The sequence below is a fragment of the Pseudalkalibacillus hwajinpoensis genome (assembly GCF_039851965.1).
Lineage (GTDB): Bacteria > Bacillota > Bacilli > Bacillales > Guptibacillaceae > Guptibacillus > Guptibacillus hwajinpoensis_E.
Window position 1 is genome coordinate 3,377,621 of sequence record NZ_CP156674.1, and the last position, 26,299, is coordinate 3,403,919.

32 protein-coding genes are annotated in these 26,299 nt (G+C 40.8%); 25 read left to right on the top strand and 7 right to left on the bottom strand.

The window, feature by feature from the left end; all coding sequences use genetic code 11:
• Positions 1-9: 9 nt before the first annotated feature.
• A complete protein-coding gene (gene brnQ / locus ABFG93_RS17380) occupies positions 10-1,347 on the bottom strand; it encodes a branched-chain amino acid transport system II carrier protein (protein ID WP_347549272.1) in 1,338 nt (445 codons plus the stop codon).
• A 293-nt stretch (positions 1,348-1,640) separates the two neighbouring features.
• Here brnQ and ABFG93_RS17385 point away from each other — a divergent pair, with 293 nt between their 5' ends.
• From ABFG93_RS17385 to mbcS, 4 genes are all read left to right on the top strand, one after another.
• Positions 1,641-2,780: a cysteine desulfurase family protein gene (locus ABFG93_RS17385; protein ID WP_347549274.1), complete on the top strand. Its 1,140-nt coding sequence runs from the start codon at positions 1,641-1,643 to the stop codon at positions 2,778-2,780.
• Positions 2,781-2,785: 5 nt separating this feature from the next.
• A complete protein-coding gene (thiI, locus tag ABFG93_RS17390; RefSeq protein WP_347549276.1) occupies positions 2,786-3,982 on the top strand; it encodes a tRNA uracil 4-sulfurtransferase ThiI in 1,197 nt (398 codons plus the stop codon).
• A gap of 89 nt (positions 3,983-4,071) precedes the next feature.
• A complete protein-coding gene (locus ABFG93_RS17395) occupies positions 4,072-4,272 on the top strand; it encodes an alpha/beta-type small acid-soluble spore protein (protein ID WP_347549277.1) in 201 nt (66 codons plus the stop codon).
• Between the two features lie 121 nt (positions 4,273-4,393).
• Entirely contained in the window at positions 4,394-5,965 is a 1,572-nt protein-coding gene (gene mbcS, locus ABFG93_RS17400; RefSeq protein WP_347549278.1) for an acyl-CoA synthetase MbcS, read from the top strand.
• Positions 5,966-6,068: 103 nt separating this feature from the next.
• Here the strand turns inward: mbcS and ABFG93_RS17405 are convergent, their stop codons facing one another.
• The gene (locus ABFG93_RS17405) at positions 6,069-7,136 is read right to left on the bottom strand and encodes an undecaprenyldiphospho-muramoylpentapeptide beta-N-acetylglucosaminyltransferase (protein ID WP_347549279.1); all 1,068 of its coding nucleotides are present in this window, start codon (positions 7,134-7,136) and stop codon (positions 6,069-6,071) included.
• A 167-nt stretch (positions 7,137-7,303) separates the two neighbouring features.
• On the opposite strand from ABFG93_RS17405, the gene ABFG93_RS17410 reads away from it, so the two are divergent.
• Positions 7,304-8,896: an amidohydrolase gene (locus ABFG93_RS17410; RefSeq protein WP_347549280.1), complete on the top strand. Its 1,593-nt coding sequence runs from the start codon at positions 7,304-7,306 to the stop codon at positions 8,894-8,896.
• Between the two features lie 56 nt (positions 8,897-8,952).
• On the opposite strand, the gene ABFG93_RS17415 is transcribed toward ABFG93_RS17410, so the two are convergent.
• Positions 8,953-9,750, bottom strand: coding sequence for an NAD kinase (locus ABFG93_RS17415; protein WP_347549281.1), 798 nt, complete (start codon positions 9,748-9,750; stop codon positions 8,953-8,955).
• Between the two features lie 241 nt (positions 9,751-9,991).
• On the opposite strand from ABFG93_RS17415, the gene sppA reads away from it, so the two are divergent.
• The 9 genes from sppA to ABFG93_RS17460 all read left to right on the top strand — a co-directional run bounded on the left by sppA (position 9,992) and on the right by ABFG93_RS17460 (position 17,377).
• Positions 9,992-10,987 carry a signal peptide peptidase SppA gene (gene sppA / locus ABFG93_RS17420; RefSeq protein WP_347549282.1) on the top strand — a complete coding sequence of 332 codons (996 nt, stop codon included), beginning with the start codon at positions 9,992-9,994 and terminating at the stop codon, positions 10,985-10,987.
• Positions 10,988-11,000: 13 nt separating this feature from the next.
• Positions 11,001-11,477 (top strand): RDD family protein, encoded by a 477-nt coding sequence (locus tag ABFG93_RS17425; RefSeq protein WP_347549283.1) that lies wholly within the window; start codon positions 11,001-11,003, stop codon positions 11,475-11,477.
• 112 nt (positions 11,478-11,589) lie between these two features.
• Positions 11,590-12,189: a DUF2953 domain-containing protein gene (locus ABFG93_RS17430; protein ID WP_347549284.1), complete on the top strand. Its 600-nt coding sequence runs from the start codon at positions 11,590-11,592 to the stop codon at positions 12,187-12,189.
• Positions 12,190-12,218: 29 nt separating this feature from the next.
• Positions 12,219-12,776 (top strand): GerW family sporulation protein, encoded by a 558-nt coding sequence (gene ytfJ, locus ABFG93_RS17435; protein ID WP_347549286.1) that lies wholly within the window; start codon positions 12,219-12,221, stop codon positions 12,774-12,776.
• 125 nt (positions 12,777-12,901) lie between these two features.
• Positions 12,902-13,399 (top strand): thiol peroxidase, encoded by a 498-nt coding sequence (gene tpx, locus ABFG93_RS17440; RefSeq protein WP_347549287.1) that lies wholly within the window; start codon positions 12,902-12,904, stop codon positions 13,397-13,399.
• Positions 13,400-13,555: 156 nt separating this feature from the next.
• A complete protein-coding gene (locus tag ABFG93_RS17445) occupies positions 13,556-14,539 on the top strand; it encodes a class I SAM-dependent methyltransferase (protein WP_347552880.1) in 984 nt (327 codons plus the stop codon).
• A 177-nt stretch (positions 14,540-14,716) separates the two neighbouring features.
• Entirely contained in the window at positions 14,717-15,904 is a 1,188-nt protein-coding gene (locus ABFG93_RS17450; RefSeq protein WP_347549288.1) for an acetate kinase, read from the top strand.
• 115 nt (positions 15,905-16,019) lie between these two features.
• Positions 16,020-16,868 carry an EcsC family protein gene (locus ABFG93_RS17455; protein WP_347549289.1) on the top strand — a complete coding sequence of 283 codons (849 nt, stop codon included), beginning with the start codon at positions 16,020-16,022 and terminating at the stop codon, positions 16,866-16,868.
• A gap of 2 nt (positions 16,869-16,870) precedes the next feature.
• Positions 16,871-17,377 carry a MogA/MoaB family molybdenum cofactor biosynthesis protein gene (locus tag ABFG93_RS17460; protein WP_347549290.1) on the top strand — a complete coding sequence of 169 codons (507 nt, stop codon included), beginning with the start codon at positions 16,871-16,873 and terminating at the stop codon, positions 17,375-17,377.
• Between the two features lie 7 nt (positions 17,378-17,384).
• Here the strand turns inward: ABFG93_RS17460 and ABFG93_RS17465 are convergent, their stop codons facing one another.
• The gene (locus ABFG93_RS17465; protein WP_347549291.1) at positions 17,385-17,690 is read right to left on the bottom strand and encodes a hypothetical protein; all 306 of its coding nucleotides are present in this window, start codon (positions 17,688-17,690) and stop codon (positions 17,385-17,387) included.
• Positions 17,691-17,796: 106 nt separating this feature from the next.
• Between ABFG93_RS17465 and ABFG93_RS17470 the strand changes: the two genes are divergently transcribed.
• Complete coding sequence (locus ABFG93_RS17470; RefSeq protein WP_347549292.1) at positions 17,797-17,958, top strand: hypothetical protein; 162 nt, start codon at positions 17,797-17,799, stop codon at positions 17,956-17,958.
• Positions 17,959-18,002: 44 nt separating this feature from the next.
• Here ABFG93_RS17470 and ABFG93_RS17475 read toward each other — a convergent pair whose 3' ends face one another.
• The 3 genes from ABFG93_RS17475 to ABFG93_RS17485 all read right to left on the bottom strand — a co-directional run bounded on the left by ABFG93_RS17475 (position 18,003) and on the right by ABFG93_RS17485 (position 19,190).
• Positions 18,003-18,422, bottom strand: a complete 420-nt coding sequence (locus ABFG93_RS17475; RefSeq protein ID WP_347549293.1) for a hypothetical protein — start codon at positions 18,420-18,422, stop codon at positions 18,003-18,005.
• A gap of 62 nt (positions 18,423-18,484) precedes the next feature.
• On the bottom strand, positions 18,485-18,880 hold the full coding sequence (locus ABFG93_RS17480; protein ID WP_347549295.1) for a hypothetical protein: 396 nt from the start codon (positions 18,878-18,880) through the stop codon (positions 18,485-18,487).
• The gene (locus ABFG93_RS17485) at positions 18,798-19,190 is read right to left on the bottom strand and encodes a cytosine permease (RefSeq protein ID WP_347549296.1); all 393 of its coding nucleotides are present in this window, start codon (positions 19,188-19,190) and stop codon (positions 18,798-18,800) included. Before ABFG93_RS17485 ends, ABFG93_RS17480 begins: the two co-directional genes overlap by 83 nt.
• Before the next feature lie 226 nt (positions 19,191-19,416).
• Here ABFG93_RS17485 and ABFG93_RS17490 point away from each other — a divergent pair, with 226 nt between their 5' ends.
• The 10 genes from ABFG93_RS17490 to ABFG93_RS17535 all read left to right on the top strand — a co-directional run bounded on the left by ABFG93_RS17490 (position 19,417) and on the right by ABFG93_RS17535 (position 26,285).
• The gene (locus ABFG93_RS17490; protein WP_347549297.1) at positions 19,417-19,797 is read left to right on the top strand and encodes a hypothetical protein; all 381 of its coding nucleotides are present in this window, start codon (positions 19,417-19,419) and stop codon (positions 19,795-19,797) included.
• Positions 19,798-19,854: 57 nt separating this feature from the next.
• Complete coding sequence (gene crcB, locus ABFG93_RS17495) at positions 19,855-20,226, top strand: fluoride efflux transporter CrcB (RefSeq protein WP_347549298.1); 372 nt, start codon at positions 19,855-19,857, stop codon at positions 20,224-20,226.
• Positions 20,226-20,558, top strand: coding sequence for a fluoride efflux transporter FluC (locus ABFG93_RS17500; protein WP_347549299.1), 333 nt, complete (start codon positions 20,226-20,228; stop codon positions 20,556-20,558). The genes crcB and ABFG93_RS17500 overlap by 1 nt, the downstream gene beginning before the upstream one ends.
• Before the next feature lie 135 nt (positions 20,559-20,693).
• Positions 20,694-21,812 carry an alanine dehydrogenase gene (ald, locus tag ABFG93_RS17505; protein WP_347549300.1) on the top strand — a complete coding sequence of 373 codons (1,119 nt, stop codon included), beginning with the start codon at positions 20,694-20,696 and terminating at the stop codon, positions 21,810-21,812.
• 163 nt (positions 21,813-21,975) lie between these two features.
• Positions 21,976-22,446, top strand: coding sequence for a DUF3939 domain-containing protein (locus tag ABFG93_RS17510; RefSeq protein ID WP_347549302.1), 471 nt, complete (start codon positions 21,976-21,978; stop codon positions 22,444-22,446).
• A gap of 73 nt (positions 22,447-22,519) precedes the next feature.
• Positions 22,520-23,026 carry a DUF4178 domain-containing protein gene (locus ABFG93_RS17515; RefSeq protein WP_347549303.1) on the top strand — a complete coding sequence of 169 codons (507 nt, stop codon included), beginning with the start codon at positions 22,520-22,522 and terminating at the stop codon, positions 23,024-23,026.
• A gap of 14 nt (positions 23,027-23,040) precedes the next feature.
• Positions 23,041-23,706: a PspA/IM30 family protein gene (locus ABFG93_RS17520; RefSeq protein ID WP_347549304.1), complete on the top strand. Its 666-nt coding sequence runs from the start codon at positions 23,041-23,043 to the stop codon at positions 23,704-23,706.
• A 27-nt stretch (positions 23,707-23,733) separates the two neighbouring features.
• Positions 23,734-24,297 (top strand): DUF4247 domain-containing protein, encoded by a 564-nt coding sequence (locus tag ABFG93_RS17525; RefSeq protein WP_347549305.1) that lies wholly within the window; start codon positions 23,734-23,736, stop codon positions 24,295-24,297.
• Positions 24,298-24,315: 18 nt separating this feature from the next.
• Positions 24,316-24,711: a DUF350 domain-containing protein gene (locus ABFG93_RS17530; protein WP_347549306.1), complete on the top strand. Its 396-nt coding sequence runs from the start codon at positions 24,316-24,318 to the stop codon at positions 24,709-24,711.
• A 29-nt stretch (positions 24,712-24,740) separates the two neighbouring features.
• On the top strand, positions 24,741-26,285 hold the full coding sequence (locus tag ABFG93_RS17535; RefSeq protein ID WP_347549307.1) for a polyamine aminopropyltransferase: 1,545 nt from the start codon (positions 24,741-24,743) through the stop codon (positions 26,283-26,285).
• Positions 26,286-26,299 lie beyond the last annotated feature (14 nt).

Consider the following 26,299-nt stretch of genomic DNA (forward strand, 5'->3'; position numbering starts at 1 on the left):
AGCGCAGGATTATCCTGCGCTCGAAGTATGGCCCGTGCTTTTTTTAATAAGTAAGAAGAATAGTCCGAGTACTCCTCCAAACAATGCCGGTAGAAGCCATCCTACACCTTCACTATAGAGCGGTAAGGAATGCAGGATACTCACACCAGGCATAGAGATGTTTGCTCCTTCCAGGGCGTTTGGAATACTAATTAGCGTAGTGAAAAGAATTGCTCCTCGATAAACATAGTGATGAACTGAGAAAGTATAATTCAAAAAAGTTAGTAAGATCAAAACAATGGCTATTGGATAGATCGCGATCAAAACAGGCAATGTAAAGGTAATCAGCTGTGTAAGTCCAAGATTTGCTACGAACGCGCTAAAAACGGTAACGAGAAAGATGACTGTTTTATAAGAAAGCATTGGATAGGCATTTGAGAAATATTCACCGCTGGCAGTTACTAGTCCTACTGATGTTGTTAAACAGGCAAACGTAATCGCAGCCCCAAGTAACAGTGTTCCAAATGTGCCAAATAGATAATCGGCAACACTAGCAAGAATGACACCACCATTACCAGCCTGGCCCACAAGGTCGAGACTTGTTGCACCAATAAAGGCTAGTGATAAATAGATGGCGGTTAATCCAACTGCTGCAAGAATCCCTGCTTTTAAAACAGCAAATGATATGGTCTTGCGATTTGTGATGCCTTTATCTTTTATAGCTTTAATCACAACCATACCAAACACAAGTGCAGCGATGGCATCCATTGTTAAGTAGCCCTCGATAAATCCTTTGAAAAAGACAGCACTTTCGTATTCAGGTGCAGGCTTGGAAAAAGTTCCAGGAGGATTGAGAAATGCCCCAACGATTAAACTGCCAAGCACGAGTATTAATAGAGGGGTTAAGATTTTCCCAACCCGATCGACTAATCGTGAAGGGTTTAAAGAAACCCAGAATGTGATGCCAAAAAATATAAGTGTATAGATAAATAATGGTAACCCGGTTGCATTTGTCGTTTCATTCAGAAAAGGAACTACCCCAATTTCGAATGCAACCGTCCCTGTTCTTGGAATACCGAAGAATGGACCAATTGCCAGATAAAGGATAGCGGTGAAAATGAAACCGAATGAGGGATGGACGCGGGATGCGATATCTTTCAGACTGCCTCCCGTTAGTCCGATGGCAGTTACGCCGAGTAAGGGTAGCCCTACTCCTGTGATGAGAAACCCTGCTGTTGCAGTCCAAATGTTTTCGCCCGCTGCTTGACCAAGAGCGGGCGGGAAGATCATATTTCCTGCTCCGAGAAAAAGCGCAAAGAGCATTAACCCTATCGTAAGCGTGTCTTTGTTCGATAAATTTACTTTCATAAGTTCCTCCTGATTAAGCTGTTTAACATGTCGTAATTTTCGGACTTCATATTAACACAACTAATCGACAAATCATAACAAAAGATTAATATTTAATTATTCAAATAATTTAACTGTAGATGTACCAGGTTTTTTCGCATTATGGGAATGTTAACCAGCTATTGTCTATACTTTGATTGGATGGAAATATAAGTGAAATGATATGTCGCTATTCATCTCGATAGATTGTTGAATCTGCTTCTCTGTGGTAAGATTATTAGTTGGAAATAATTGAAGACTGAAGGTGTCTTATTATGATTTATCTGGATAATAGTGCCACAACAAAGCCATATAAAGAAGCATTAGATGCATACCGAATCGCAGCAGAGGATTATTTTGCAAATCCTTCGTCGCTTCACCGAAAAGGCGGTGAAGCGGAGAAACTGCTTAGACAAGCAAGAGCGAGTATTGCCGATTTGCTTCATGTAAAACCAGGTGAAATTGTCTTTACATCTGGTGGTACGGAAAGCAATAACCTAGCCATAAAAGGAACAGCTCTTCAATATATGAAAAGAGGAAAGCATCTCATTACGTCACAAATTGAACATGCCTCAACCATGGAATCGTTTCAGCAACTTGAAAAAATGGGCTTTGACGTAACTTATTTACCAGTTGATGAGAATGGACTGGTTTCGCTGAGTGATCTAGAAAATGCACTTACTCCTCAAACGACTTTAGTTTCAATCATGCACGTTAACAATGAAATTGGCGCTATTCAACCTATGAAGAAGATTGGCCATCTTATCAATGATAAATCTCAAGCGGTCTATCATATTGATGACGTTCAAGGAATTGGGAAGGTTCCACTCGATATTAACGATGTTCAGGCTGATCTGATATCTTATTCAGCCCATAAATTCCACGGCTTAAAAGGCAATGGTATACTCATTAAAAAGCCAGGTCTTATTTTGTTTCCCCTTTTATCAGGGGGAGGGCAAGAAGATGCATTTCGTTCTGGTACAGAGAACGTTCCTGGTATTGTCGCGATGGCAAAAGCCCTTCGTTTATATTTAGAGAAGGCAGCGTCCGGAAGGAAAATACTTGAGGAGTGGAATGAAAAGGTACTTGCGGAGCTTTACAGGATCGATGGCGTGAGTTGCAATTCCTCTATAAAAGGGGCACCACATATTATTAATTTTTCGGTACCCGGAATAAAGCCTGAGGTATTGATTCACACTCTAGAACAAAAAGATATCTATGTCTCGACGCGTTCAGCATGTTCTTCAAAAGCAGCGGAGGCAAGTCATGTTCTAACTTCAGCAGGTTTTTCAAAAGAGATAGCAAGAACGGCTATCAGAATCAGTTTGTCGTTTGACACAACGAGCGAGGAACTTGATATTTTTATCAGTGAGCTTAAAGAAGCACTATCTAAACTAAAACATGTAATGAGGTAATAGCCATGTATGATCATATAATTATTCGTTACGGCGAGATTTCTCTTAAAGGGAAAAATAGAAAAGGATTTATTAGCTCTTTGAAAAAAAGAGTAAAGCAAGTGCTAACTGATTTTGATTCGATCGAAGTCCACCAATCTTTTGATCGTATGACCGTTAAATTAAACGGAGCAAATCCTGAACCTGTTATTGAAAAGCTTAAAACAGTGTTTGGGATCCATTCACTAAGTGTGGCGATCAAAACTGAGCATGATCTGGATCAGATTAAAGAAAAAGCACTTCAGCTTGTTCAAGATCAGCAAAACGGAGGAAGTATGACTTTCAAAGTTACCGTCAGACGTCCTTACAAACAATTCCCTCACCGTTCTCAGGATATGAACCGGGATATCGGTGGTCATGTGCTTCGAAATACAGAAAACCTGACAGTAGATGTTCATCATCCTGATTTGGAGCTGAAAGTAGAGATTAAAAAGGACGGGGCATACTTAAGCTGTAACAATTCAGAAGGTGCTGGTGGTCTGCCAACGGTTCATGACAATAAAGTGATGCTTATGCTTTCCGGTGGAATTGATAGTCCAGTTGCAGGTTACTTGACGATGAAGCGTGGTGTAAAGGTAGAGGCCGTTCATTTTCACAGTCCTCCTTTCACAAGTGAGCGATCCAAACAAAAAGTGGAAGATCTCGCGAAAGTGCTGACTCGATTCGGTGGCGACATTCGCCTTCATATTGTTCCGTTTACGAACACACAGAAGACGATTCAGAAGGAAATGCCTGATAATTACAGCATGACAATTATGAGAAGAATGATGATGCGTATTACAGAAAAAATAGCTGATCAGAATGGGGCGCTGGCGATTGCTACTGGTGAGAGTCTCGGACAGGTGGCGAGCCAAACCATTCAAAGTATGAATACCATTAACGAGGTAACAAATTACCCTGTTATACGACCACTTATTTCTATGGACAAACTGGAAATTATGAAGATATCTAGAGCGATCGATTTGTATGATATCTCCATTCGCCCATATGAAGATTGCTGCACCGTGTTTTTACCGGAGGCTCCGAAAACGAAGCCGAAGCGCGAACATGCAAATAAGTTCGAGCAGTACCTGCCAATCGATGAACTTGTGGAGGAAGCGGTCGGAGGAGTGCAAACGATTCTAATTAAAGAAAATGAAGATGAGTTCACTGACTTGCTCTAGGACTTCCAACATTTAGCCATACTGCCATAAGTTAAAAGGGATAACACCTCTCTGTCTACCTCATTCTATAGACAAGGAGGTGAACAATCATGGCAAACAATAGTTCTAACAAACTTGTCGTACCAGGAGTACAACAAGCTCTAGATCAAATGAAATATGAAATTGCATCAGAGTTTGGTGTGAATCTTGGTCCGGATTCAACCTCACGTTCAAACGGTTCAGTTGGTGGCGAGATTACAAAACGTCTTGTTCAGCAATCTGAGCAGCAATTTGGAGGAACTTCCAAATAATTGAATATAATTGGCTTGCGGAAGGTGCGAAATGCATCTTCCGCTTTTCTAATGCAAAACGTTCAAAACTTTCTAATTTTATGTATAATGAAATTATGACATACTAATAGGGGGATAAAGCATGCAGGATTTAATTGCTCCTGAATACTACAACTTAACAGACGAGATCGAGCGTGCTAAAGAAGAAGAGAGGGTGGCACTCAAATGGAGAAGTGACGAGGGTGACTACCGAGAAATTACATATCGTAATTTAATTGCAAAAGCGAATCAAATTGCGGGTACTTTAACTGCCAAAGGATTAAAAAGCCAGGACCGAGTTTTGATCATGATGCCAAGACTTATTGATACATATGCGGTTTATATTGCCTGTTTGAAAGCTGGACTGGTCGTTATTCCTTCTTCAGAAATGTTAAGAAAGAAAGATCTCGTTTATCGCATCAACCATGCGGAAGCAAAAGCAGTTATTTGTGACTCAAAACTTGTCGATTCCTTTAATGGGGTAGAAGGTGAGGCACCTTCACTCGTATATAAGTTCTCTGCTGGAGAAAGGGTAGATGGTTGGATTTCATTGCTTGAGGAAGCGGAGAATGAAAGCGCTTCTTTCGAGGGGACTCAGACTTCAAGGGATGATATGGCTTTTCTATCCTACACATCGGGCACAACAGGTAATCCGAAAGGAGTTGTGCATAGTCATGGCTGGGCTTATGCTCACCTCAGAACTTCATCTGCTTCCTGGCTTGGTATTAAAGAAGGAGACAACGTCTGGGCAACAGCGGGACCTGGCTGGCAGAAATGGGTTTGGAGTCCATTCGTTGCCACATTATGTAGTGGGGCCACAGGCTTTGTGTACAGTGGGAAATTTGACCCAGAGACATATCTTGGGTTTCTTGCCGAATTTCAGATTAATGTTCTATGCTGTACACCAACAGAATACCGCTTAATGGCAAAAGTGGATCAGCTGGAACGCTTTACTCTGCCTTCTCTTAGAAGTGCTGTTTCAGCAGGAGAACCTCTCAATCGTGAAGTGATTGATACTTTCAGACGTTACTTTAAAATTGACGTAAGAGATGGTTATGGACAAACTGAGAATACGCTTTTAGTAGGTATTCTAAAAGGGATGGAAGTGAAGCCAGGCTCAATGGGAAAACCGACTCCAGGTAACCGAGTTGAGATCATCAACGAAGAGGGGAAACCGGTACAAAGTGGTGAAGTCGGAGATATCGCTGTGCACAAAGATGTTCCTGCTCTGTTTAAAAGGTACTATAAAGATGAAGAGCGAACGCAAATGGCCTTCAGGGGTGAATATTATTTAACTGGAGATAAAGCTTCAAAAGATGAGGATGGGTACTTCTGGTTTGAAGGTAGAGGAGATGACATTATCATTAGCTCAGGCTATACCATCGGTCCGTTTGAAGTGGAAGACGCATTAGTTAAGCATCCAGCAGTTCGTGAGTGTGCGGTTGTAGCAAGCCCTGATGAAGTGCGAGGAAATATCGTTAAAGCCTACGTGGTTCTTAAAGACAATAGTCAGGCAGGAGATCCACTGATCCGTGAGCTCCAGGATCATGTGAAGGAGCTCACTGCTCCGTACAAGTATCCAAGAAAGATTGAGTTCATCGATGAACTTCCCAAAACAACATCAGGAAAAATCAGAAGAATTGAACTGCGTCAGAAAGAAACACGGGGCGCATAACAAGAAAGGAGAGGACTGGGTCCTCTCCTTTTCCTTATAAGAAATATAAAGTGATGTCTAGATCCCATGTTTGGCGGGAATAAATGCGCGCTTGCGTTTTTTATTACCTAGCTTTGTTTTTAATCATTTCAATGATTTTACTTGCTTGATCTCCGGCATTATCCTGTTTCATTGCTTTAAGATACGTATTACGTTTCTCGTAAGTTTCGGTAACAGCCTTCATGAATGAATCCTCTGTCAGATTTTCTTCAAGTAAAACATTAGCAAAGCCAGATTTCTCAAACGATTGCGCGTTCAAAATCTGATCGCCCCTACTTGCTGCTCTTGATAATGGGATCAGCAGCATTGGTTTTTTTAATGCAAGAAATTCAAAGATTGAATTCGATCCAGCTCTTGAAACAATCACGTCCGCCATTGAAAGCAGATCAGGAAGTTCGTCTGTTACATATTCGAACTGTTTATATCCGTTCATTTGGAGTGAGGAATCAATCTGCCCTTTTCCAGTAAGGTGTAGAATATCGAATGTTTGTAAAAGGTCCTTTAGCTGATTTCGTACTGCGTCGTTAATACGCTTTGCTCCAAGGCTTCCTCCCATAATAAGCATGACGGGTTTTGTACCTGTAAACCCGGCAAAGGAAAGTCCTTTTGTAGGGTTACCGCTCTTAAGTTCATCACGCACTACTGCCCCAACATACTCAGCCTTGTTTTCAGGAAGGTGTTTCACTGTCTCAGGGAAAGTCGTACACACTTTCGAAGCGAAAGGAATGGCAACTTTGTTTGCAAGTCCTGGTGTTAAATCTGACTCATGAATAATGACTGGCACGCCGTTCATTTTTCCGGCGATCACTACAGGGACGGAAACAAATCCTCCTTTTGAAAAGATGACGGATGGTTTTTCACGTTTGATAATGGAGAACGCTTCGCCGACTCCTTTGACCACTTTAAAAGGATCTTTGAAATTGTTCCAATCAAAATACCTTCTTAGTTTCCCTGTAGAAACGTGGTGGTATGTTACGCCTTTGACAGGTTCAATTAGCTGTCGCTCAATTCCTTTTTCTGACCCAATATAATGTATGTCCCAGTCGTCTTTAAGAAAACGTGGAATAAGTGCTAAATTAACAGTTACATGTCCAGCGGAACCGCCGCCAGTAAATAAAATCTTCTTCTTCAACGAGATTTCCTCACCTTCACCAATTGTCTTGCTTATTGCTCTTTAATATCTCTATTGTATCATGATTGAAAAATCAACAAAGAGTTTGATTGAAAATCCAGAAGATTCACAGCTAAAGAGGGGAATGATACAATAGGCTCACAATTACACACAAAGGGGAGAAATCAGTGGGAACGCTTTGGTTTGGTGGCAAAATCTATACGTTAGAGCATGAAAATGATACAGTAGAAGCTGTTTATACAGAAAATGGCCGTATTAAGAAGGTAGGTACAGAATCTGAACTAACTGAATTATTTGGGAAAGACATCACAGCTCAGCATGACTTAAGAGGAAATGTCATGATCCCTGGCTTCGTTGACAGTCATCTTCACATGATTGGTCACGGAGAGAAACTTCTTCGACTTGATTTATCTCAAGCTGAATCTGCAGAAAAAATGAAAAGACTTCTGCTTGATAAAGTTAAAAATACTGGTGCAGATGAATGGATCATTGGAGAAGGATGGAATGAGAACAACTTCATGGATCGTAAAATCTTTCATTGTGATGAGCTTGACGAAATCGCACCGGATCATCCAATGATGCTAACAAGGGTTTGTAGACACGCTATCCTTGCAAACTCGACTGCCCTTGATTTAGCGGGAATTACAGATGAAACACCTGATCCGGAAGGTGGGGTCATTATGCGTGATAACGATGGGAGAGCTACAGGTTATCTTCTTGACAGAGCGCAGGAGTTAGTTAAAAACGCGATGCCGGAAGTAAGTATTGATTTTCTAGAAAAAGCACTTTCCTCCTCGGTAGATGATCTTGTATCAAAAGGTGTAACGGGTGGTCATAGTGAAGACTTAAATTACTATGGTGGATTTACTCGTACGTACGAAACATTCATTAACGTGATTAACGGCACTCGCAAGTTCAGAGCGAATTTACTAGTTCATCATGAAGTGATAGATGCTATGCGTAAACAGGGTCTCGGATTCGCAGATGGCACCGAATATGTTGAACTTGGTGCAATGAAGATCTTTGCTGACGGCGCACTTGGAGGAAGAACAGCGTTACTGAGCCACCCTTACAATGACTCTCCAGATACTTCAGGTGTAGCCATTCATAGTATTGAAGGTCTTACAGCGCTTGTTCGGGAAGCTAGATCACATGATATGCCTGTCGCGATCCATGTTATTGGTGATTTAGCTCTTGAGTATGCCATTAAAGCGATTGAACAGTATCCTGCTCCTTATGGTCTAAGAGACCGTCTAATTCACACGCAGGTAATTCGTGAAGATTTACTAAAGCGATTAAATCAACTCTCTGTTGTACTTGATATTCAGCCGAGGTTTGTTGCTTCAGATTTTCCGTGGGTCATGGAGCGACTTGGGGAAGAAAGGATGGCCTGGTCCTTTGCATGGAAAACACTTTTAGAAAGTGGGGTTCCAATCGCAGGTGGATCAGATGCACCAATTGAACCTGTAGATCCATTGCTAGGCATCCATGCTGCCGTTACGAGAAAACGTCCGAACGAGACGCATGAAGGGTACTATCCTGAACAAAAGCTTTCCGTCTTTGAAGCTGTAACCTTATTTACCGGTGGAAGTGCTTATGCGATAGGAAGAGAAGCAGAACGTGGGAAGATTAAAGAAAACTTTGATGCTGACTTCACTGTTCTAGACCGTGACATTTTTATGTGTGACCCGGATCTTATCCTGAATACTAAAGCTGTTATGACTGTGATCGATGAGTCGGTTGCTTACAAAAAAATTTGATTGATTACCCCAAATGAAAGAAGCACCCCCACTTAAACTGGCGGTGCTTCTTTCAATTAGAGAAAACTTCTTTGAACTTTATGCCAGAATGAATTGTCTTTCAGTTTAACGGTTTTTATGCGTTTTTCAGGGATGTGGATATTGATTTCTCTCGCGTGCTGTATACTTAGGGCTTCATTGTCTATTCCGATAACAGGGTAGTCATTTCCGTCCTGAATGACCTGGAGTGAGAGAGTCCGTTCGTCGCTTAAAACGAATGGAGAACCCAGCGTTCGGTAATGATTATTGTTTAAAGATGCAAGCTCGCTAACTTGCATGCACGCAAGTTTCGGATCAATAATTGCTCCATTTACTGATTTATTGTAGGCAGTACTTCCAGTAGGGGTTGAAACAATTAGTCCATCCCCTCGGAACGTTTCGAAGTGGAAGTCTTCCACATAAACTTCCATTGCAAGTGTCTTAATAATGGAAGAGCGAATCGTACATTCGTTCAAGCAATAGAAGGAAGATTCGTTATTAACATTTACCTCGATTGTTGGATAACGACGAACTTCAATGCCTTCAGATAAAATGTCCTCAACCATATCCTGGAGGCTATCAACGTGGAAATCACAGTAAAAGCCTAGCTCTCCAGTAGAGATTCCTACGTAAAGGCAGTCGTCGCGAAACCCGGTTTTTCTTACCGCTTGAAGGAAAGCGCCATCCCCTCCGATGCTTGCGATAATGCTTGCGTCTTTCGCATCCTCTACAATATGAAAATCATTTTTCTCAGCAAGTCTTTTTAGTGGTTCCACTTTTTCCTGTAATTCTTTTGTTTGTTTATAGAAAAAAAACAAATTACGGCGATTTGGCATGTGAAATCCTCCCTGTCCAACTTTTAGTCTTCTTTACTGTATCATTCTCTCTTTTTAGAAAAAAGAAAAAATTAGAGTATCCCCTTGATTATACAATAGTTTTTCTCTTCTTTCCTGAAAGAATCCCCCCTGTTATTTAGAAGTGCACATCCTAATTTTGTATGGTATTCTCAGAAATATGAAACCAAATGAATGGCTTCATCGTACATAAGATAGCATCACGATATAGAGGAGGCTTACTATGAATGGAAAACGGTGGATCGCACTTGGCATTACGGTCGTACTTATCATCGTATCAATCGGATTTAATCTCGTATCCAGTCTTGCATTTGGGGGCTGGAGAGAAGAATTAAACTCAACAGACGAATTCGCTGAGACAGTAATTGAAGAAGGAAGCAGTCATAATAAAATTGCTGTATTAAACGTTGAAGGCGTAATCCAGGATACAGGTCAGGGATCAAGCTTTTTACCACAAGCAGGTTATAATCACGACGTGTTTCTCAAGCGTCTTGAGCACGCAGGTGAAGATAGTAGTGTGAAGGGAATTATTCTCCGTTTAAATACGCCTGGCGGTGGCGTAGTTGAAAGTGAAGAAATCTATGATGAACTACTTGAGTTAAAAGAAAAAACAGATAAGCCGATTTACGTGTCAATGGGAAGTATGGCAGCTTCAGCAGGGTACTACATATCAGCTCCTGCAGATAAAATTTATGCTAGTCCTTCAACGATCACTGGTTCAATTGGTGTGATTATGCAATCCATGAACTATGCAGAGCTTGCTGAAAAGGTTGGAGTGAAATGGGAAACCATTAAAAGTGGACCTCACAAAGATATCATGTCACCAAGCAAGGAAATGACGGATGAAGAACGAGAAATTCTCCAGTCAATGATCGACAATTCATATGATGAATTTGTGAGTGTGATTAGTGAAGGTAGAGGAATGGATGAAAGCAAAGTAAGAGAGCTTGCAGATGGAAGGATTTACGATGGAAGACAAGCGCAGAAGGTTAATCTTATCGACGGTCTTGGAAATCTGGAAGACACGGTTGAAGGAATGAAGGAAGACCTTGGAGATAGTAAGCTTCAAGTTATTCAATACAAACAAAATCTTGGATTCAATTCATTATTTGAAATGACAGCAGCGAAGCTGATGGGACCAGATAAAGACCTGTTGGGTATACAACAGCTACTATCCACTCCACAATCACCAAAGCTTATGTATTTATATTCTGAATAAGGAGGTTGGCAGAATGGATGAAACAATGAATATGACTGCCCCTCCCGCACCAGTTTCTGAAGAATCAAGGCACGTTAGATTTGCAGGATTTTGGATGCGCTTCTGGGCATACTTAGTTGATATTATCGTGGTAGCAAGCTTAAATGGTATTTTAATTACTCCAGTTATTAAAGGTTTTGAAATTCCTGCAAGTGAGCCGGCCTTCTTACCACTGCAGGCGATTTTAACTGGAGTTGTCTACTATGCTTACTTTATCCTGATGACGAAATTTTTTGCTCAAACGCTAGGGAAAATGCTTTTCGCATTAAGAGTTCAACCTGATCAAGGTGAAAGATTAACTTGGGGAACGGTTATTTTTCGAGAGGGTATCGGCCGATTCATCAGCAAAACGATTTTATTCGTTGGCTTTCTTGTCGTTGCATTTACGAAGAACAAAAAGGGCATTCACGATATGTTCGCAGACACAATCGTGGTCCATGAAGAAAAATAATGTACTAATGAATAAACCTGTCCATACTGGGCAGGTTTATTTTATATTGATTTTTTGCACGTAATGAAGGTAACGTTAACTCCATATGTGTAAAAAGGGGAGGAGCTATGCTGTGGTTGTTGTTATTGTTTGTGCATTTGTCCTGCTTCTGATTGCTTCGCTCCTCCTTATCATCTTTTCTACTGTCGCAGTGACTGTTACGATGGAGCACTCAAGTTTTGTGGAAGAATTGCGGGTGGACGTAAAAGCGCTTTTTGGTCTCTTCACTTACACGACTACAATCCCGCTCAAGGAATTGTTAGAAGGAGGAGAAGAGGTTGTTGAAGAAAAAGCGAGTAATAAGCTACGCAATGGAGAGATAAAGGACATATTAAGAGTGGTCAACAAAACTCTTAGTGCCAGGCAATCTGTTTTGTTTTTTATTGGAAAAGCAAGAGTAAGAGATGTTCAGTGGGAAACAAATTTTGGCATGGGAAATGCAGCAAGCACAGCCGTAGGTGCGGAGCTACTACATAATTTGAAAGTAGCCATGTTTTCCCTTCTCTCCCACTACTCTAATTTTCTAACGGTTCCTCAATTGATCGTCACACCAATTTACGAAATGAAAACGATCCAAACGTATATTAAATGCATGATTACGTTCAAACTCGGGCATGCTATGATCGCAGTAATTAAATTAATGAAGTCTCAAAAGAATGTACAGGGGACTTAACGGTCTAGTAGGTGAAGGAGGAAAAACGTATGTCTGAACATCCGATTGAGGGGCTTATGCAGACAGCAATGGAGAACCTCAAAGATATGATTGATGTAAATACAATTATTGGTGATCCGGTTGAGACGCCTGATGGAAGTGTTATTCTAACCGTATCCAAGGTGGGCTTCGGGTTCGCTGCTGGTGGAAGCGAGTTTATGTTAAAGAAGCAGAATCAGCAGAACCAGCGTGATCAAAATCAGAGCAAAGGTGAACCTTTTGGAGGCGGAAGTGGTGGCGGTGTTTCAATCACACCAATAGCATTTCTAATTGTTAGTGCGGGCGACATCAAGATGATTCACCTTGATAACACTACACATCTTTATGAGCGGTTGCTTGATCTAGCACCTCAAGCCATCGAAAAAGTGCAGAGTATTCTTCAAAATATGAATCAGAATCAGCAATCTAATGGGAAGAAGAACAAGTCAGATCAACAGCAACAGGGTAATGACCAAAACCAGTCTAGAAATAAATCTCAATCGAAAAACCACTTTCGTTTCCAACAACGAAACCAGCAGGAAGACGATAAACAGGATTTAAATTTTTAAACCACTCTTAATAGGGTGGTTTTTATAGTAATTAGGTTTATTTGGCTGATTTCTTGAAATATCATCCTCTCACATATATGATGAAGTCAGTCGTACATACGACCAATTATGAAGGAGGTATGAATATGGCTAATATTACTTTTAAAGAAACCCCAATGACACTTCTCGGTGAAGAAGTTAAAGTGGGAGACAAAGCACCGGAATTTACCGTTCTAGCAAACGATCTTTCTGAAAAGACGCTAAATGATTATGCAGGAGTCCGTTTAATCAGTGTCGTTCCTTCACTTGACACAGGTGTATGTGACGCACAAACGCGCAAATTCAACGAAGAAGCAGCTAATCTTGACAATGTAAAAGTATTAACGATTAGTGCTGACCTTCCATTTGCACAAAAACGCTGGTGCGGTGCCAATGGTATTGAAGATGCCATTACTCTTTCAGACCATCGTGATCTTTCTTTTGGTAAAGCGTTTGGTGTGGCAATGCAAGAGCTCCGGTTACTTGCGAGAGCAGTATTTGTTATCAATAGTAAGAATGAAGTTGTTTACACAGAATATGTGAGCGAAGCGACGAATCATCCCAATTATGATCAAGCATTAAGTGCTGCTAAACAAGCAGAATAACGTGAGAAAGGACTTCGGTGAAATTCATCGAAGTCCTTTTTTAGGATGAGTTTTTAAAGCCAATCAACATGAAGTTTATTCGGCATTCTTGCGAAAGCCGTGCAGACTGTTTACAATAGAGACGGCGAACTTATAGGAGGCCGCATAATGACTGAAATGAATGTAGAAAATTTATATAAGATTCTTGATGAATCGACACTTGTTATTCAAAATAAATTAGAGATAACTTATCTTGAAGCGCTTGTTGAAACTGGATTGAATTTGTTTGAAAATACTGTTCTTCAAGAAGAGCTTGATACGGAGACGGTCGAACGACTTAAAAAGCTCTATGCGTCCTGTGATCTAGAAAATGTGGCGAAAGAGACTATTCGTAAAGGGATGCAGCTTGCATTACTTAAAGGAATGAAAAAAGGCATACAGCCACATCACGCGATGACGCCAGATAGCGTTGCACATTTAATTGGTTATCTTGTGAAGAAATACAAACAGGTTCTGCAAGTTGAAGAGATGAAAATTCTTGATCCTGCTGTTGGAACAGGAAACCTACTAACATCTGTTCTTAATCAGTTAGAAGAGGACAAAGTCATCGCTTACGGAGCTGAACCAGATGACTTGCTGCTTCATCTTGGCTTTGCCAACGCAAACTTACAAAAACACCAGGTTGAGTTTCTTCACCAGGATAGCGTAAAGCCCCTTTATGTGTCACAGGTAAATACGGTCGTAACTGATCTTCCTGTAGGGTATTATCCACATGAAGAAGCAGCTGCGAATTATGAATTGAAGGCAGAAGAAGGAATGTCATATGTCCACCATCTTCTTATTGAACAGAGTTTAAATATGACGGAAAAGTCTGGCATGCTCTTCTTCATGATCCCGAACTTTCTTTTCGGTGATGATGGAGCAAAAAAGGTAAGGAATTTAATAAATGAGAGAGCCGTTATTCACGGAATTATACAACTTCCAACAAGCCTGTTTGCGAATGAATCACAGGCGAAAAGCATTCTTGTCGTACAGAAAAAAGGAGAGCATACGTTGAAGCCTGATCAGGTTATGATGGCGAAAATGCCTTCTTTCTCAAACCGTGAGGCAATGTTGAACATGATGCAACAGATCAATGGCTGGTTTTCGAAGCTGTCCTAACATATATGAAACGTTTACAAATCTGAATTGGCGGAATACTTGTATGTAAGCGGTTTTCGGCTTGAATAAAGTGTCTGTCGGTGTTTAAATTATAAAGGTGTAAAAAGATAGAAGGGTGCCTCCCTTCTATTTTCGTTTAGCTATTAATGAATAAAAGAATAAAAGGAGCTGTCACATATGGCGAAAGTAATCGCGATCAACGCCGGTAGTTCTTCGTTGAAATTTCAACTTCTAAATATGCCGGAAGAAACAGTTATCACTAAAGGACTCGTCGAACGAATCGGCCTTGATGACGCCATTTTCACGATTGAAGTGAACGGTGAGAAAAATGAAGAAATCACAAGAATTCCTGACCATGCAGTGGCAGTTAAAATGCTTCTCGACAAGCTTATTAATTTCTCAATCATCTCTTCTTTCGATGAAATTGAGGGGGTTGGACACAGAGTGGTCCATGGTGGTGAGAAATTTAATGACTCTGCTATGATTACGGATGACGTATTAGCTGGGATTGAGGAAGTTTCTGAACTAGCACCATTGCATAACCCCGCAAACCTTGTTGGGATCCGTGCATTCCGCGAAATTCTTCCAGACGTTCCTTCTGTGGCCGTTTTCGACACAGCCTTCCACCAGTCAATGCCAGAGCAATCATTCTTATATAGTCTGCCTTATGAATATTATGAGGATTACGGGATTCGTAAATATGGTTTCCACGGTACATCACATAAGTATGTTTCAGAACGAGCTGCAGAAATGCTTGGTCGTCCGTTAAATCAACTTCGCTTACTTTCCTGCCACCTTGGTAATGGGGCAAGTATTGCTGCGATTGAAGGCGGCAAATCAATCGATACATCCATGGGCTTTACACCACTTGCTGGTGTAACAATGGGAACTCGCTCAGGTAACATTGACCCTGCATTGATTCCATTTATTATGGAGAAAACTGGTCAAACAGCTGAACAGGTTATGAATACATTAAACAAGAAAAGTGGTCTTCTTGGCGTATCTGGCTTTTCAAGTGACCTTCGTGATATCACGAGCAAAGCTGAAGCTGGAAACGAACGTGCTGAGCTTGCGCTAGAAGTCTTTACTTCTCGAATTCATAAATACATTGGCTCATATGCAGCGCGTATGTCTGGTCTTGACGCAATCATTTTCACAGCTGGTATTGGTGAAAATAGCGATGCTGTTCGCTCTCGTGTTCTTCGTGGGCTTGAGTTTATGGGCGTCTATTGGGATCCAGCACTTAACCAGGTGAGAGGAAAAGAAGCGTTTATCAACTATCCTCATTCACCGGTTAAAGTTATGATTATTCCTACAAATGAAGAAGTCGTTATTGCAAGAGATACTGTAAGACTTTCAAAATAACAAGAAACAGAGCGTCATATTGATGCTCTGTTTTTTGTTATTTTTTAACCTCTATTGGAAGTTTTTGATTGGAAAAGCTACAATATAAGCAAGATATTGAAGGGAGCGAACGCTATTGGCATGGACAGAAAGAGAAGAAAATCGGCTGAATGCCATTTTACAGTGGGAACAGGAGCATTTTGCTCAAAATGCGACAGATTTCGAAAGAACATTTCAAAAATGGTATGATTATCAATTAAGTCAGATTGAATCTCCAATTAAAGATCGCGTTTATGCCATCATAGACGCTGCCCTCTTTCATATGCATTCATTTATTCAGAATTCCCAATCACAGGTAGATGCTACTCACCGATTGTTAACCGAAGCGCGATTGTTCCATTCAGAAATAGAACAAATTCAGGATATGAAGAAGTTATCTATTGACCAGTTAAGTTATATAGCTGACCAGCAAATTGCGAGACAGCGCCTTGTTTCACTTGCGCAGGGAGGACTCTCTGGCACAGGAAGTATTCTTTTGCTTGGAATTGATTTGCCTGCAGTACTTGCTATTAATTTAAGGACGGTTCAGTTGATTGCGCAAACGTATGGATATCCTGTAAATTACCCGACTGAAATGATGATCGCTCTGAAGGTATTTCATATGGCAACGCTACCGAAAGGTCTTCAAGAGCAAGCATGGAATACGATAGAAGAAGAATTAAAGAATGAGCAGGAGCATCCATATTTTTACGAAGGCCCAGAAGAAGTTGCTGATGCATATTGGCTGCAGGGACCATTAAAGCAAATTGCTAAAGGGACAGTCCTGATGATGCTCAGGAAAAAGTTGATTCAGGGTCTACCGCTATTTGGTATAGCTATAGGAGCGGGAGTGAATTATAGATTTGCTCGATCTGTTAGTGAGACTGCTCATAAATTTTATCAAAAACGGTTTTTGATGGAGCTTGAAATGGAATGGAGAGGATAACAATGAGTGTCAATCAACATAAAAAAGAAGCACCATCTTCTATTCGTTCGCTAATCATAACGGTAAGTGATACAAGAACGCTTGAAACAGATAAGAGCGGACAATTAATTGCTTCAATGCTAATAGAAGATGGGCATGCTGTTTCTAACCGGATTATCGTTAAAGATGAAACTAGCGAGATTCAGATGGCCATACAGAGTGGCATTGATCTTTCTCTGGTTGATGTTGTGATATTGAATGGCGGTACTGGCATTTCAAAAAGAGATGTTACATATGAAGTTGTGGAAGGTGTACTTGAAAAAGAGTTAACTGGATTTGGCGAGCTATTTCGAATGATTAGTTATACGGATGATATTGGCACGCCTGCTATGCTTAGTAGAGCTATTGGCGGTGTTGCGGGAGGGACAGCTATCTTTGCCCTCCCAGGGTCATCAGGTGCAGTTAAACTTGCGATGTCGAGACTTCTATTACCAGAACTTCCTCATATCGTGAGAGAGCTTAATAAATAATCGCATTTCAATCCTTTTTCGTGAGTAACATTTGCTTCCGGTACCAGATCCATAGATCATTAATAATGGAGGCTAGCTCTGCTATTTGGGCGTTCAAAAGACAAGAACGTTGAAAATCTGCTTCTCTGTTTAACTGTTCTTGTTTTTCAATAATAAAATGTTCAAGTTCAGCAATTCGATCAGGGATTGAGCTTTTTGTTTGTTCCCATTTAAATAAAATGGTTGCCTGAACGGTATGAGGGAGATCCTCCCAATAACCCTCAAGTACTGGAACCGAAATTTGTAAACGCTCATCGTGCTTAAACGAGTACATACTTAATCATCTCCTTTTATTTCTTAATGTGGATATCCAATAAGTAAACACTCGGACAATGGGAAATAATATGAAGGCAAGTCCGATATGACAGGAGGTTACTCGTATGGCAGATAAGAAAAAAGAACTAATTTATGATGAAAACGGTGAGATGGCTGTTCATCAGCAGATTAGTGAATCCTATCAAAGTGGTGTGATTGAACAGGAAGAGAATGAGGGAAAAGCGAAAAAAATGCCTCGCCAGCCAGATCGAAGAAGTTACTATTAGAGATTTGAAAGTTCATGCGTTCCGCATGGACTTTTTTTATTGCTTTAATTTAGAGAACTTCTTTTGAATGCAAGGTAGATAGCTCCTGTAAAGAAGAAAGCAAGGAAGCCAGGGGAATAGGATGCTGGAAGAGCAATGTAGAACAATACACCAACAAAAATGGCTACAAATCCAGCACGATTCAGTTTGTTGCTCATTTTCATCATCGCATGTAGCATGTCTGTCGTAAATCTTCCTTTCTTTATGATGGTGAAATCCGCTACGATAACTGCAGAAAGCGGTATGATCAAAGCACCTAAAAATGAAATGTACGTTTCTGCCTGGTCAACAACATCTGGAAAGGTGCTTAATGCAATGGCGGCACATCCTAAAAGAAGGGCACTTTTTACTCTTCCGAGGGATGGAAATATGTTTAGAAGACTGTAGCCACCTGTGTAAGCATTACTGATATTAATCATAATCATAGAAGAAAGGGCGCTTGAGAAAATAAGAATAAGTAGCAGAATAGATTCTGTGTCCCGCTGCTTCAGCAGTTATAGGCTCCAAGTAGTGCGGTTAGTGTAAATCCCATTGTATTTCCTGAAAATAATCCCCAGAAAGCATGACCGGTTGATTTAGCATAGTGGGCCATATCGGAAGAGCTGCTGACGCCTGATACATACTGCACAAATGCAAGGCTTGCAAAAAAGAGAAAAGATGATAGTTCTGGTATTTTAGTTGAAGCCGTGATCGACGAGAAGCTTTTCCCGTCGATAGGTGTTGTCATGTAAATAAGAAACATGGCGACACCGCCTGCAAACAAAAGTGGTAGAAAATATTTTGTCACCTTCTTGACCGTGTTAAAACCAACTAAAGCGAGTACTGCCATAATTGCTGCGAGTAAAAGAGCAGCAGGATAAACTGGAAGGAAGATGGACCCCAAATACACGCCTCATTAGCTCAACAACCATGTAAGTTCCTCCAATGGTTTGTACAGCAAACCAATACAAAGATGTGATTGTTCTAACGGGTGAGGCAAAATACTGAGCTCCTTTTTGACCTAAGAAAGACCGAACAGCATATTGTGAAGGGATCCCTTTTCTAGCGCCTGGGAAGGAGAGAAGCGACACAAATAAAAAAGCGACTGTTGCTCCTAAGATGATGGAAAGGACAGCCCAAATGAATGAAAGTTCGCCTTCAAGAACGGCGAGAGCAGGAACGAGAAAGTTACCTGCATTTACTGAAACGGTCATTTGAATGATGGCACATACCAAGAGGTAGTTCGTAAGTTTTCTGGAATGGATTCAAGACCGTAACGTTCAATTTGTATGTTAGATTGTCTGCTTAATGTACTCATAGCAACTCCTTAAAGGGGTATACTTCTATTTTAGTTCGAGTGGTGAAAGGATGCAATCCTGTTTGGCCATTAAGCGAATAATTTTCATCGTTTTCAGTCAGTCTAAGTTGGAGGTGATGAAAATGGTGAAAAATAGTATATGGATCGTTATTCTGGTTTGTCTTTTATCAATGCACGCTCACGCTGTTAAAGCATCTTCACTAGAAAATAGTTTTTCTTTTAAATGCATGGTTATGGTTAATGGGGTTGAACATGAATGGGAATTTTCAAGTCCGAATGAATTTGAAGTCGAAAGCGGTAGAGAAGTTGTGAAGGGTGAGAAAGCAGAGCGAGAAGTTATTGCACTATTTCAACATCTTCAAGTTACTGAACTAGCAAGGGCAGAAGATCTCGTCAAAAGTATAAAGAGTTATGGTTTTGATGATGTAGAGCGATTTGAACTGAAATGGATGGATGCCAGCGGTAGGTTGTATACATGGGTATGGGATGAAGTAGACGAGTAGACTTTAAAAGGCGGTTTCGTTTATTATGATGAAAGATATGAAAGGAGCCGCTTTAAAGTGAAAAATAGTCTAGCTGTAGCTGCTGGAGGAGCTCTCGGGGCTTCGCTTAGAGCAGCTATAGGAACAATAATGAACGGGGTCCCTCTGGCCACGTTTCTTGTCAATGTGATCGGCTCTATTCTTCTTGGGTATTTTTATGAACATGTGAAATCGAATCGTCTACTATCTATAACAGCTAAGAAATTTATTGCAACAGGTTTTTTTGGTTCATTCACCACGTTTTCAACCTATTCGCTCGACCTTTTCATCTTCTTAAGAGAAAGACTTTTTTTTCATGCCCTCATTTACGGTGGCGGAAGTCTAATAATTGGCATGATTGGGGTTATACTCGGTGTGACAATAGCGCGTAAAAGGAGGGAGATGGACTAATGGAATGGGTAATGATTGCCGTAGGAGGGGGTATTGGGGCATGGGTACGTTATCTAATTGCGACATTCATACGAGTAAAATCACGGTTTCCAACTGCCACCTTTATTGTGAATATGTTTGGTAGTTTCTTAATGGGGATCGCCTATGGATCAGGGGAGTGGGGGCCAGCGCTAACAACCGGATTTCTTGGAGCCCTTACGACTTTTTCGACATTTATTTATGAAGCCTATGATTTAGGCGTTGATAAAGTATGGTTCTCCCTGTTGTATATAATGCTGAGCTTATTTGGCGGGTTGTTAATGGTTTCAGGTGGGTATATGATGGTGAAGTAAATGAAGGTCTTTGAAAAGGTTTTCAAAGCGGAGAAACTTGTGGTTTAATAACTGCTGTTAGAGTGTTATGATGATAGAGGTTTTTGTTAAAACCCTTACATTTTAGGATTTACTAGGATATAAAGGAGGAATACAATGCGTATCGGAGTACCTGTAGAAATCAAGAATAATGAAAATCGAGTCGCTATGACACCAGCGGGTGTGTTAAGTTTGACTCGTTTTGGACATGAGGTTTACATCGAACAGGGTGCTGGCATTGGCTCTGGGTTTACTGATGAGCAATATTTAGAGGCTGGTGCTCATCTTGTAAGTACAGCTGAAGAAGCATGGTCGATGGAGATGGTGATGAAAGTCAAAGAACCTCTTCCTCAGGAGTATGACTACTTCCGTGAAGGACTGATCCTCTTTACATATCTTCACCTTGCAGCAGAATCTGAGCTAACACGTGCTCTTGTTGAGAAGAAAGTCATCGGCATTGCGTATGAGACGGTCCAGCTCCCAAATCAATCCCTGCCCCTACTAACACCTATGAGTGAAGTAGCAGGACGGATGTCAGCTCAAATTGGGGCGCAATTCCTTGAAAAGCCTAAAGGGGGCCTTGGTATCCTTCTTGGCGGTGTTCCTGGCGTGAAGCGCGGGAAAGTAACCGTAATTGGTGGTGGTGTGGTAGGTACAAACGCTGCCAAAATTGCGATGGGACTTGGAGCGGATGTTACGATTATGGACTTGAGTCCTGAACGTATGCGTCAGCTTGACGATATTTTTGGTACTGAGATTAATACGATGATGTCAAATCCGCTAAACATTGCAGAGGCTGTGAAGGAATCTGATCTAGTGATCGGGGCTGTTCTTATCCCAGGTGCAAAAGCGCCGAAGCTTGTTACGGAAGAAATGATTAAGGAGATGAAACCTGGAGCTGTAATCGTTGATGTAGCGATTGACCAGGGGGGGATTTTCGAAACGACAGATCGAATTACAACTCATGATAATCCAACTTATACGAAGCATGGCGTTGTACATTATGCAGTTGCGAACATGCCTGGTGCCGTTCCGCGTACTTCAACGATTGCTTTAACTAATGTAACTGTTCCATATGCAGTTCAGCTTGCAAACAAAGGTTATGAAAAAGCGTGTCTTGAAAATGAGCCATTGTTAAAAGGAATCAATACGATGGATGGATTTGTCACATATGAAGCGGTTGCACAGGCACACGAACTTGAATATAAGAGTGCTCGTATAATGCTGAACAAATAAGAATGGTGATAAAGCAGCTAATAATAGCTGCTTTATTTTTTTATAATGTGGTTAACCTTATTCATAAGATGAACAATTTGGACATTTAAAGAAATTAAAATTCCTCTAAAGAGAGAGGAATGTTGTCAATCATACTCGAACAAAAAGAAAGGGAGGTGAAATCATGAAGGCATTCTGGAATAAAAAAGCAAAGGAAAAGAAAATAGATCATTCAACAACGATCATTGATGCTACAATTCATGAGGTTAGAAAAGCAGTTAGTGCATTTGCAGAGAAAAAAAGGGAAGGCATATCTCTGAAAGTGCTTGTGCAGGACGATAATCAGATTGACACCACCCTCCTTGCTCCCTATCTTGGTGGCATTCCTTCAGAACCCTATTTTATGTCGAAAGAAACGTTCGAGCTTTTTGAAAAGCATGAGAGGCACATCCCATTCTGGATTGATTCAATGCAAAGGGCCGTGGATTCTTATGTGCGTTCGGAGAAAGAAACACCTGTTATCGAAGGTGACCCTTATCGTAAGATCAGTTTTTATAAGCTTGAAAAGAAGGCACTTTTGCATGAGAGGCCTCCACTTGACTTCTACTTAACAGAGCAGGAACAAATGGTTTCACACCGCAAACCTGTAAGATAAAGTCTCCTTAAGGGTGGGATAAAGTGAAACTTTTACAGACTGAATTCGTAATAAAGAGAGAGGAGGTGCGAGCTTGGGCTTTTTATCAAAGTTGTTTGGAAAAAAGGAAGACCAGAACATTGAAGAGAGAACGATGTTTAACATTCAAGTTGGAGATATTATTACGTATGACCTTGAAGATTATCAAGTGATTGGGACATTGACCTATCAAAATGGAGGATATAAGTGGTATGCTTATCAACTTCAATCAGGCGGTTCTTCTATCTGGCTTAGCGTCGAAATGGATGATGAACTAGAACTCGCCATCTATAGAACAGTCAAAGAAAAGCTCTCACAGCCTATACCTGAAAAGCTAACAGTTGATGGCGTCGTTTATTACAGAGAGGAAAATGGTGTAGCAAAAGTGACAGGGACTGGACGAGGAAGCAACCTGAATGGACAGGAAGTGGCATACTACGAATTTTCCAATGATGAAGATACCGAATTTCTCTCAGTCGAAATTTGGGGTGCGGAAGTTGAAGTTAGCAAAGGATACGAAATTGAAGATTACGAAATCAAAATACTCGCGGGTAGTAAATGAAAGGATGAGTGTTCATGTTTAACATGTTTAAGCGCGTCAAAACCATTATGTCATCTGAGTTAAATGCTGCACTGGATAAAGCTGAAGATCCGGTCAAAATGCTGGAGCAATTTATGAAAGACATGGAAGCAGATATTCGTGAGGCTGAAACCGCAGTTGCGAAGCAAATATCGAATGAGAAAATGCTTAAGAAAAAATTGGATGATGCAAACGCAATGGTTACGAAACGTCAGGATCAGGCTGTCAAAGCCCTGGAATCTGATAATGATGATCTCGCACGCAGGGCACTTCAGGATAAGAAAGATCATGAAGCAAAGGCGCAGACGTTAAAAGAGTCTTACGATCGAGCGAAAACGGATGCTGATTCTCTGCGCTCTAAGCTTGATGAAATGAAAGAAGAATATCGTCAAATGCAATTGAAGAAGGATGGCCTAAAAGCGCGAGCAGAATCAGCAAAAACAAAAACGAAGATAAACCGTGCCATGTCAGGAATTGGTGGCGATGAGTCCAGACGTGGCTTTGATCGAATGGAGGAAAAAGTCCTCCAATACGAAGCAGAAGCTGAAACCAGTGAGGATATGAAATCTCGTTCACTTGATGATGAACTTGACGCGCTTGATAAGAACGATGGAATCGATGATGAGCTAGCAGAGCTTAAGAAAAAAATGGGGAAAGAATAGCACTTTCCCCTTCAATGGGGTGGAAGGATGAAATGGCTAACTGGATTGCTGATCGCCTTCGTTCTGCTCTTATCAGCTTGCGGAATCACGAAGGACATTCAAGAAATCGTGGAGGACCGCTATCAGCTTGAAGATGTAGTAGAGAGCAGCGTAGACGAAGGAGACTTTTCGAGAGTCTATCAGGCTGGTGAGGATATTCCAGCTGTTGCTTCGTATCTTAAGGAACAAATAAAGCCGAATGAAGTCAGTGAAGTAAAAGATGGAAAACAAATTCTAGTATACGATGATTACATTGTGACGTTGTTAAAAGGAGAAGATGAATCGAGTACTCTTGTGGAAGTAGCAACAGTTGGATTTGTAAGAGACAATTATCAACCAGATTTTTTTGACGGTTTATTAGCTTATTACATACTTGACGAAATTCTTGATGTTGATGATTGGGGAAAAAAGCAGAAAGAGCGTTGTAAGAGTAACAGCGGTAATTGCTATGGAGGTTATCGTGCAACTGGTGGGACATATAAGGGTCCTTCAACCATCCCCTCGTTTCGAGGATCAAGCAGTCGGGGTGGCGGACCGGGAACCGGAAAATAATTAAAGGAGAGTATAAACATGGGGCCATTTTTATTAACACTTACTTACTTTATTGCGGCTATCGTGGTCGTTGCGGTCGGACTTATTCTATTTGAATTAGTTACAACTAAATATAAAGACTGGGAGCAAATTGAAAAAGGGAACACAGCAGTCGCGCTATCAATTGGAGGAAAAATAATTGGGATTTGTTTAATTTTAGCGTTCTCAATCTATCATAGTGCAGATGTTCTTGAAACCATTATCTGGGGCGCATATGGCGTTTTCCTTCAGCTTATTGCGTATTACATCTTCGACTTTCTTACAAGACGATTCTCAGTCGAACAAAAGCTCCACGATGGGATGGTTGCTGTAGGAATTTTGTCGATGTGTGTATCTATAGGTCTTGGGTTTGTTGTTGGAGCGTCCATCACGTAATTGAAATTAACAGCTGTAGGTGAAATGGTATGGGGAACAAATTAAGTAAGAGTAGTCAGCTGTACTGGGCTTCAGGGATTGTATCTATTTGCGGTATTATATTTGAAGTATTGTTCGGCGCGCTGGGCTCTTACATACTAGGAGACGGCGTAAAACAATATACGTTAACAATTTCACTTTTCTTAACAGGAATGGGGATTGGTGCCTCTTTAAGTGAGAGAGTGGTTAAAAGTCTGATCACCAGATTTATTGCGATTGAACTTCTTATTGGCTTTATTGGTGGATTATCGAGCTTTACTGTATTTGGAATAACAGCAGTTGCAGGTGAAGAGGCAACTGCTGTTGTTCTCTATTCTATTATTCTTGTGATCGGTGGTCTAACGGGACTTGAATTACCCATTCTTATTCGCAAAGCGAATGAGATTGGGGTTGAAATGAATAAAAGTACAGCGCGCGTTCTTTTTTCAGATTATGCAGGTGGTCTTGTTGGTGGTCTTTTATTTGCGTTCTATTTAAGACCGGAGTTTGGACTGGTAAAATCCGCCTTTTTGGTTGCGCTCGTTAACATCAGTGTAGCTTTCTGGATGATTTATTCTTTTAGAAAAGAGATCATTCATCGAGCAGCGTACATGGGTGTAGCTTTATTCATTTTTGTTTTGATGATTGCTGGTACCATTTTTGGCGAGGAGATTGCTTTTTCATTTGAACAGCGACTATACAAAGATCCGATTATCCATTCTGAAGAGACCCCATATCAGAAAATCGTTTTAACAAAGGAACAGGGAGATCTTCGTTTGTTTTTAAATGGTCAGCTTCAGTTCAGTTCAAGTGATGAACACCGGTACCATGAACCACTCGTCCACATTCCGATGGCAGCTTCAGCTGATCCGAAGAATATTCTTATTCTCGGAGGAGGAGATGGTCTAGCTGTGAGAGAGATCCTTAAATACGACACGATTACGTCTATTACGGTAGTTGATCTTGATCCGAGGATAGTTGAACTCGCGAGTACAAATCACATGTTAACTGAATTAAATGAGCACGCATTTGAAGACGAACGGGTTGAAGCCATTCATAAAGACGCATTTCGGTATATGGAAGACACTAGAACGTTGTTTGACGTAATCATCGCAGATCTACCAGATCCAAATAACGAATCGTTAAATAAGCTCTACACATGGGAATTCTATTCAATGCTGCGAAACCATCTTAAACGTGATGGTGCACTGATGGTACAGGCTACTAGTCCAGTTTTCGCTACGGAAGCCTACTGGACCATTTCAAGAACAATTGAAGAAACGGGCTTAACGACCGCAAATTATCATGTTGATATTCCGAGTTTTGGAAACTGGGGTTTTGTATTGGGAACGAGAAACCCTGTTAATCAACAGGACTTAGAATTTGCGGTTCAAACAGAATACTTATCATCAAATATGATTCCTGCCCTCACGGCTTTTGGAAAAGATGAAGATGAGTATATTGTTAAAAATGGGGAGGAAGTAATGCTTGAGCCCAATACATTGATACGACCGCATTTAATTGAGAAATATGAAAAAGCATGGTTGTATTATTAGTTTAGTTCGTACGA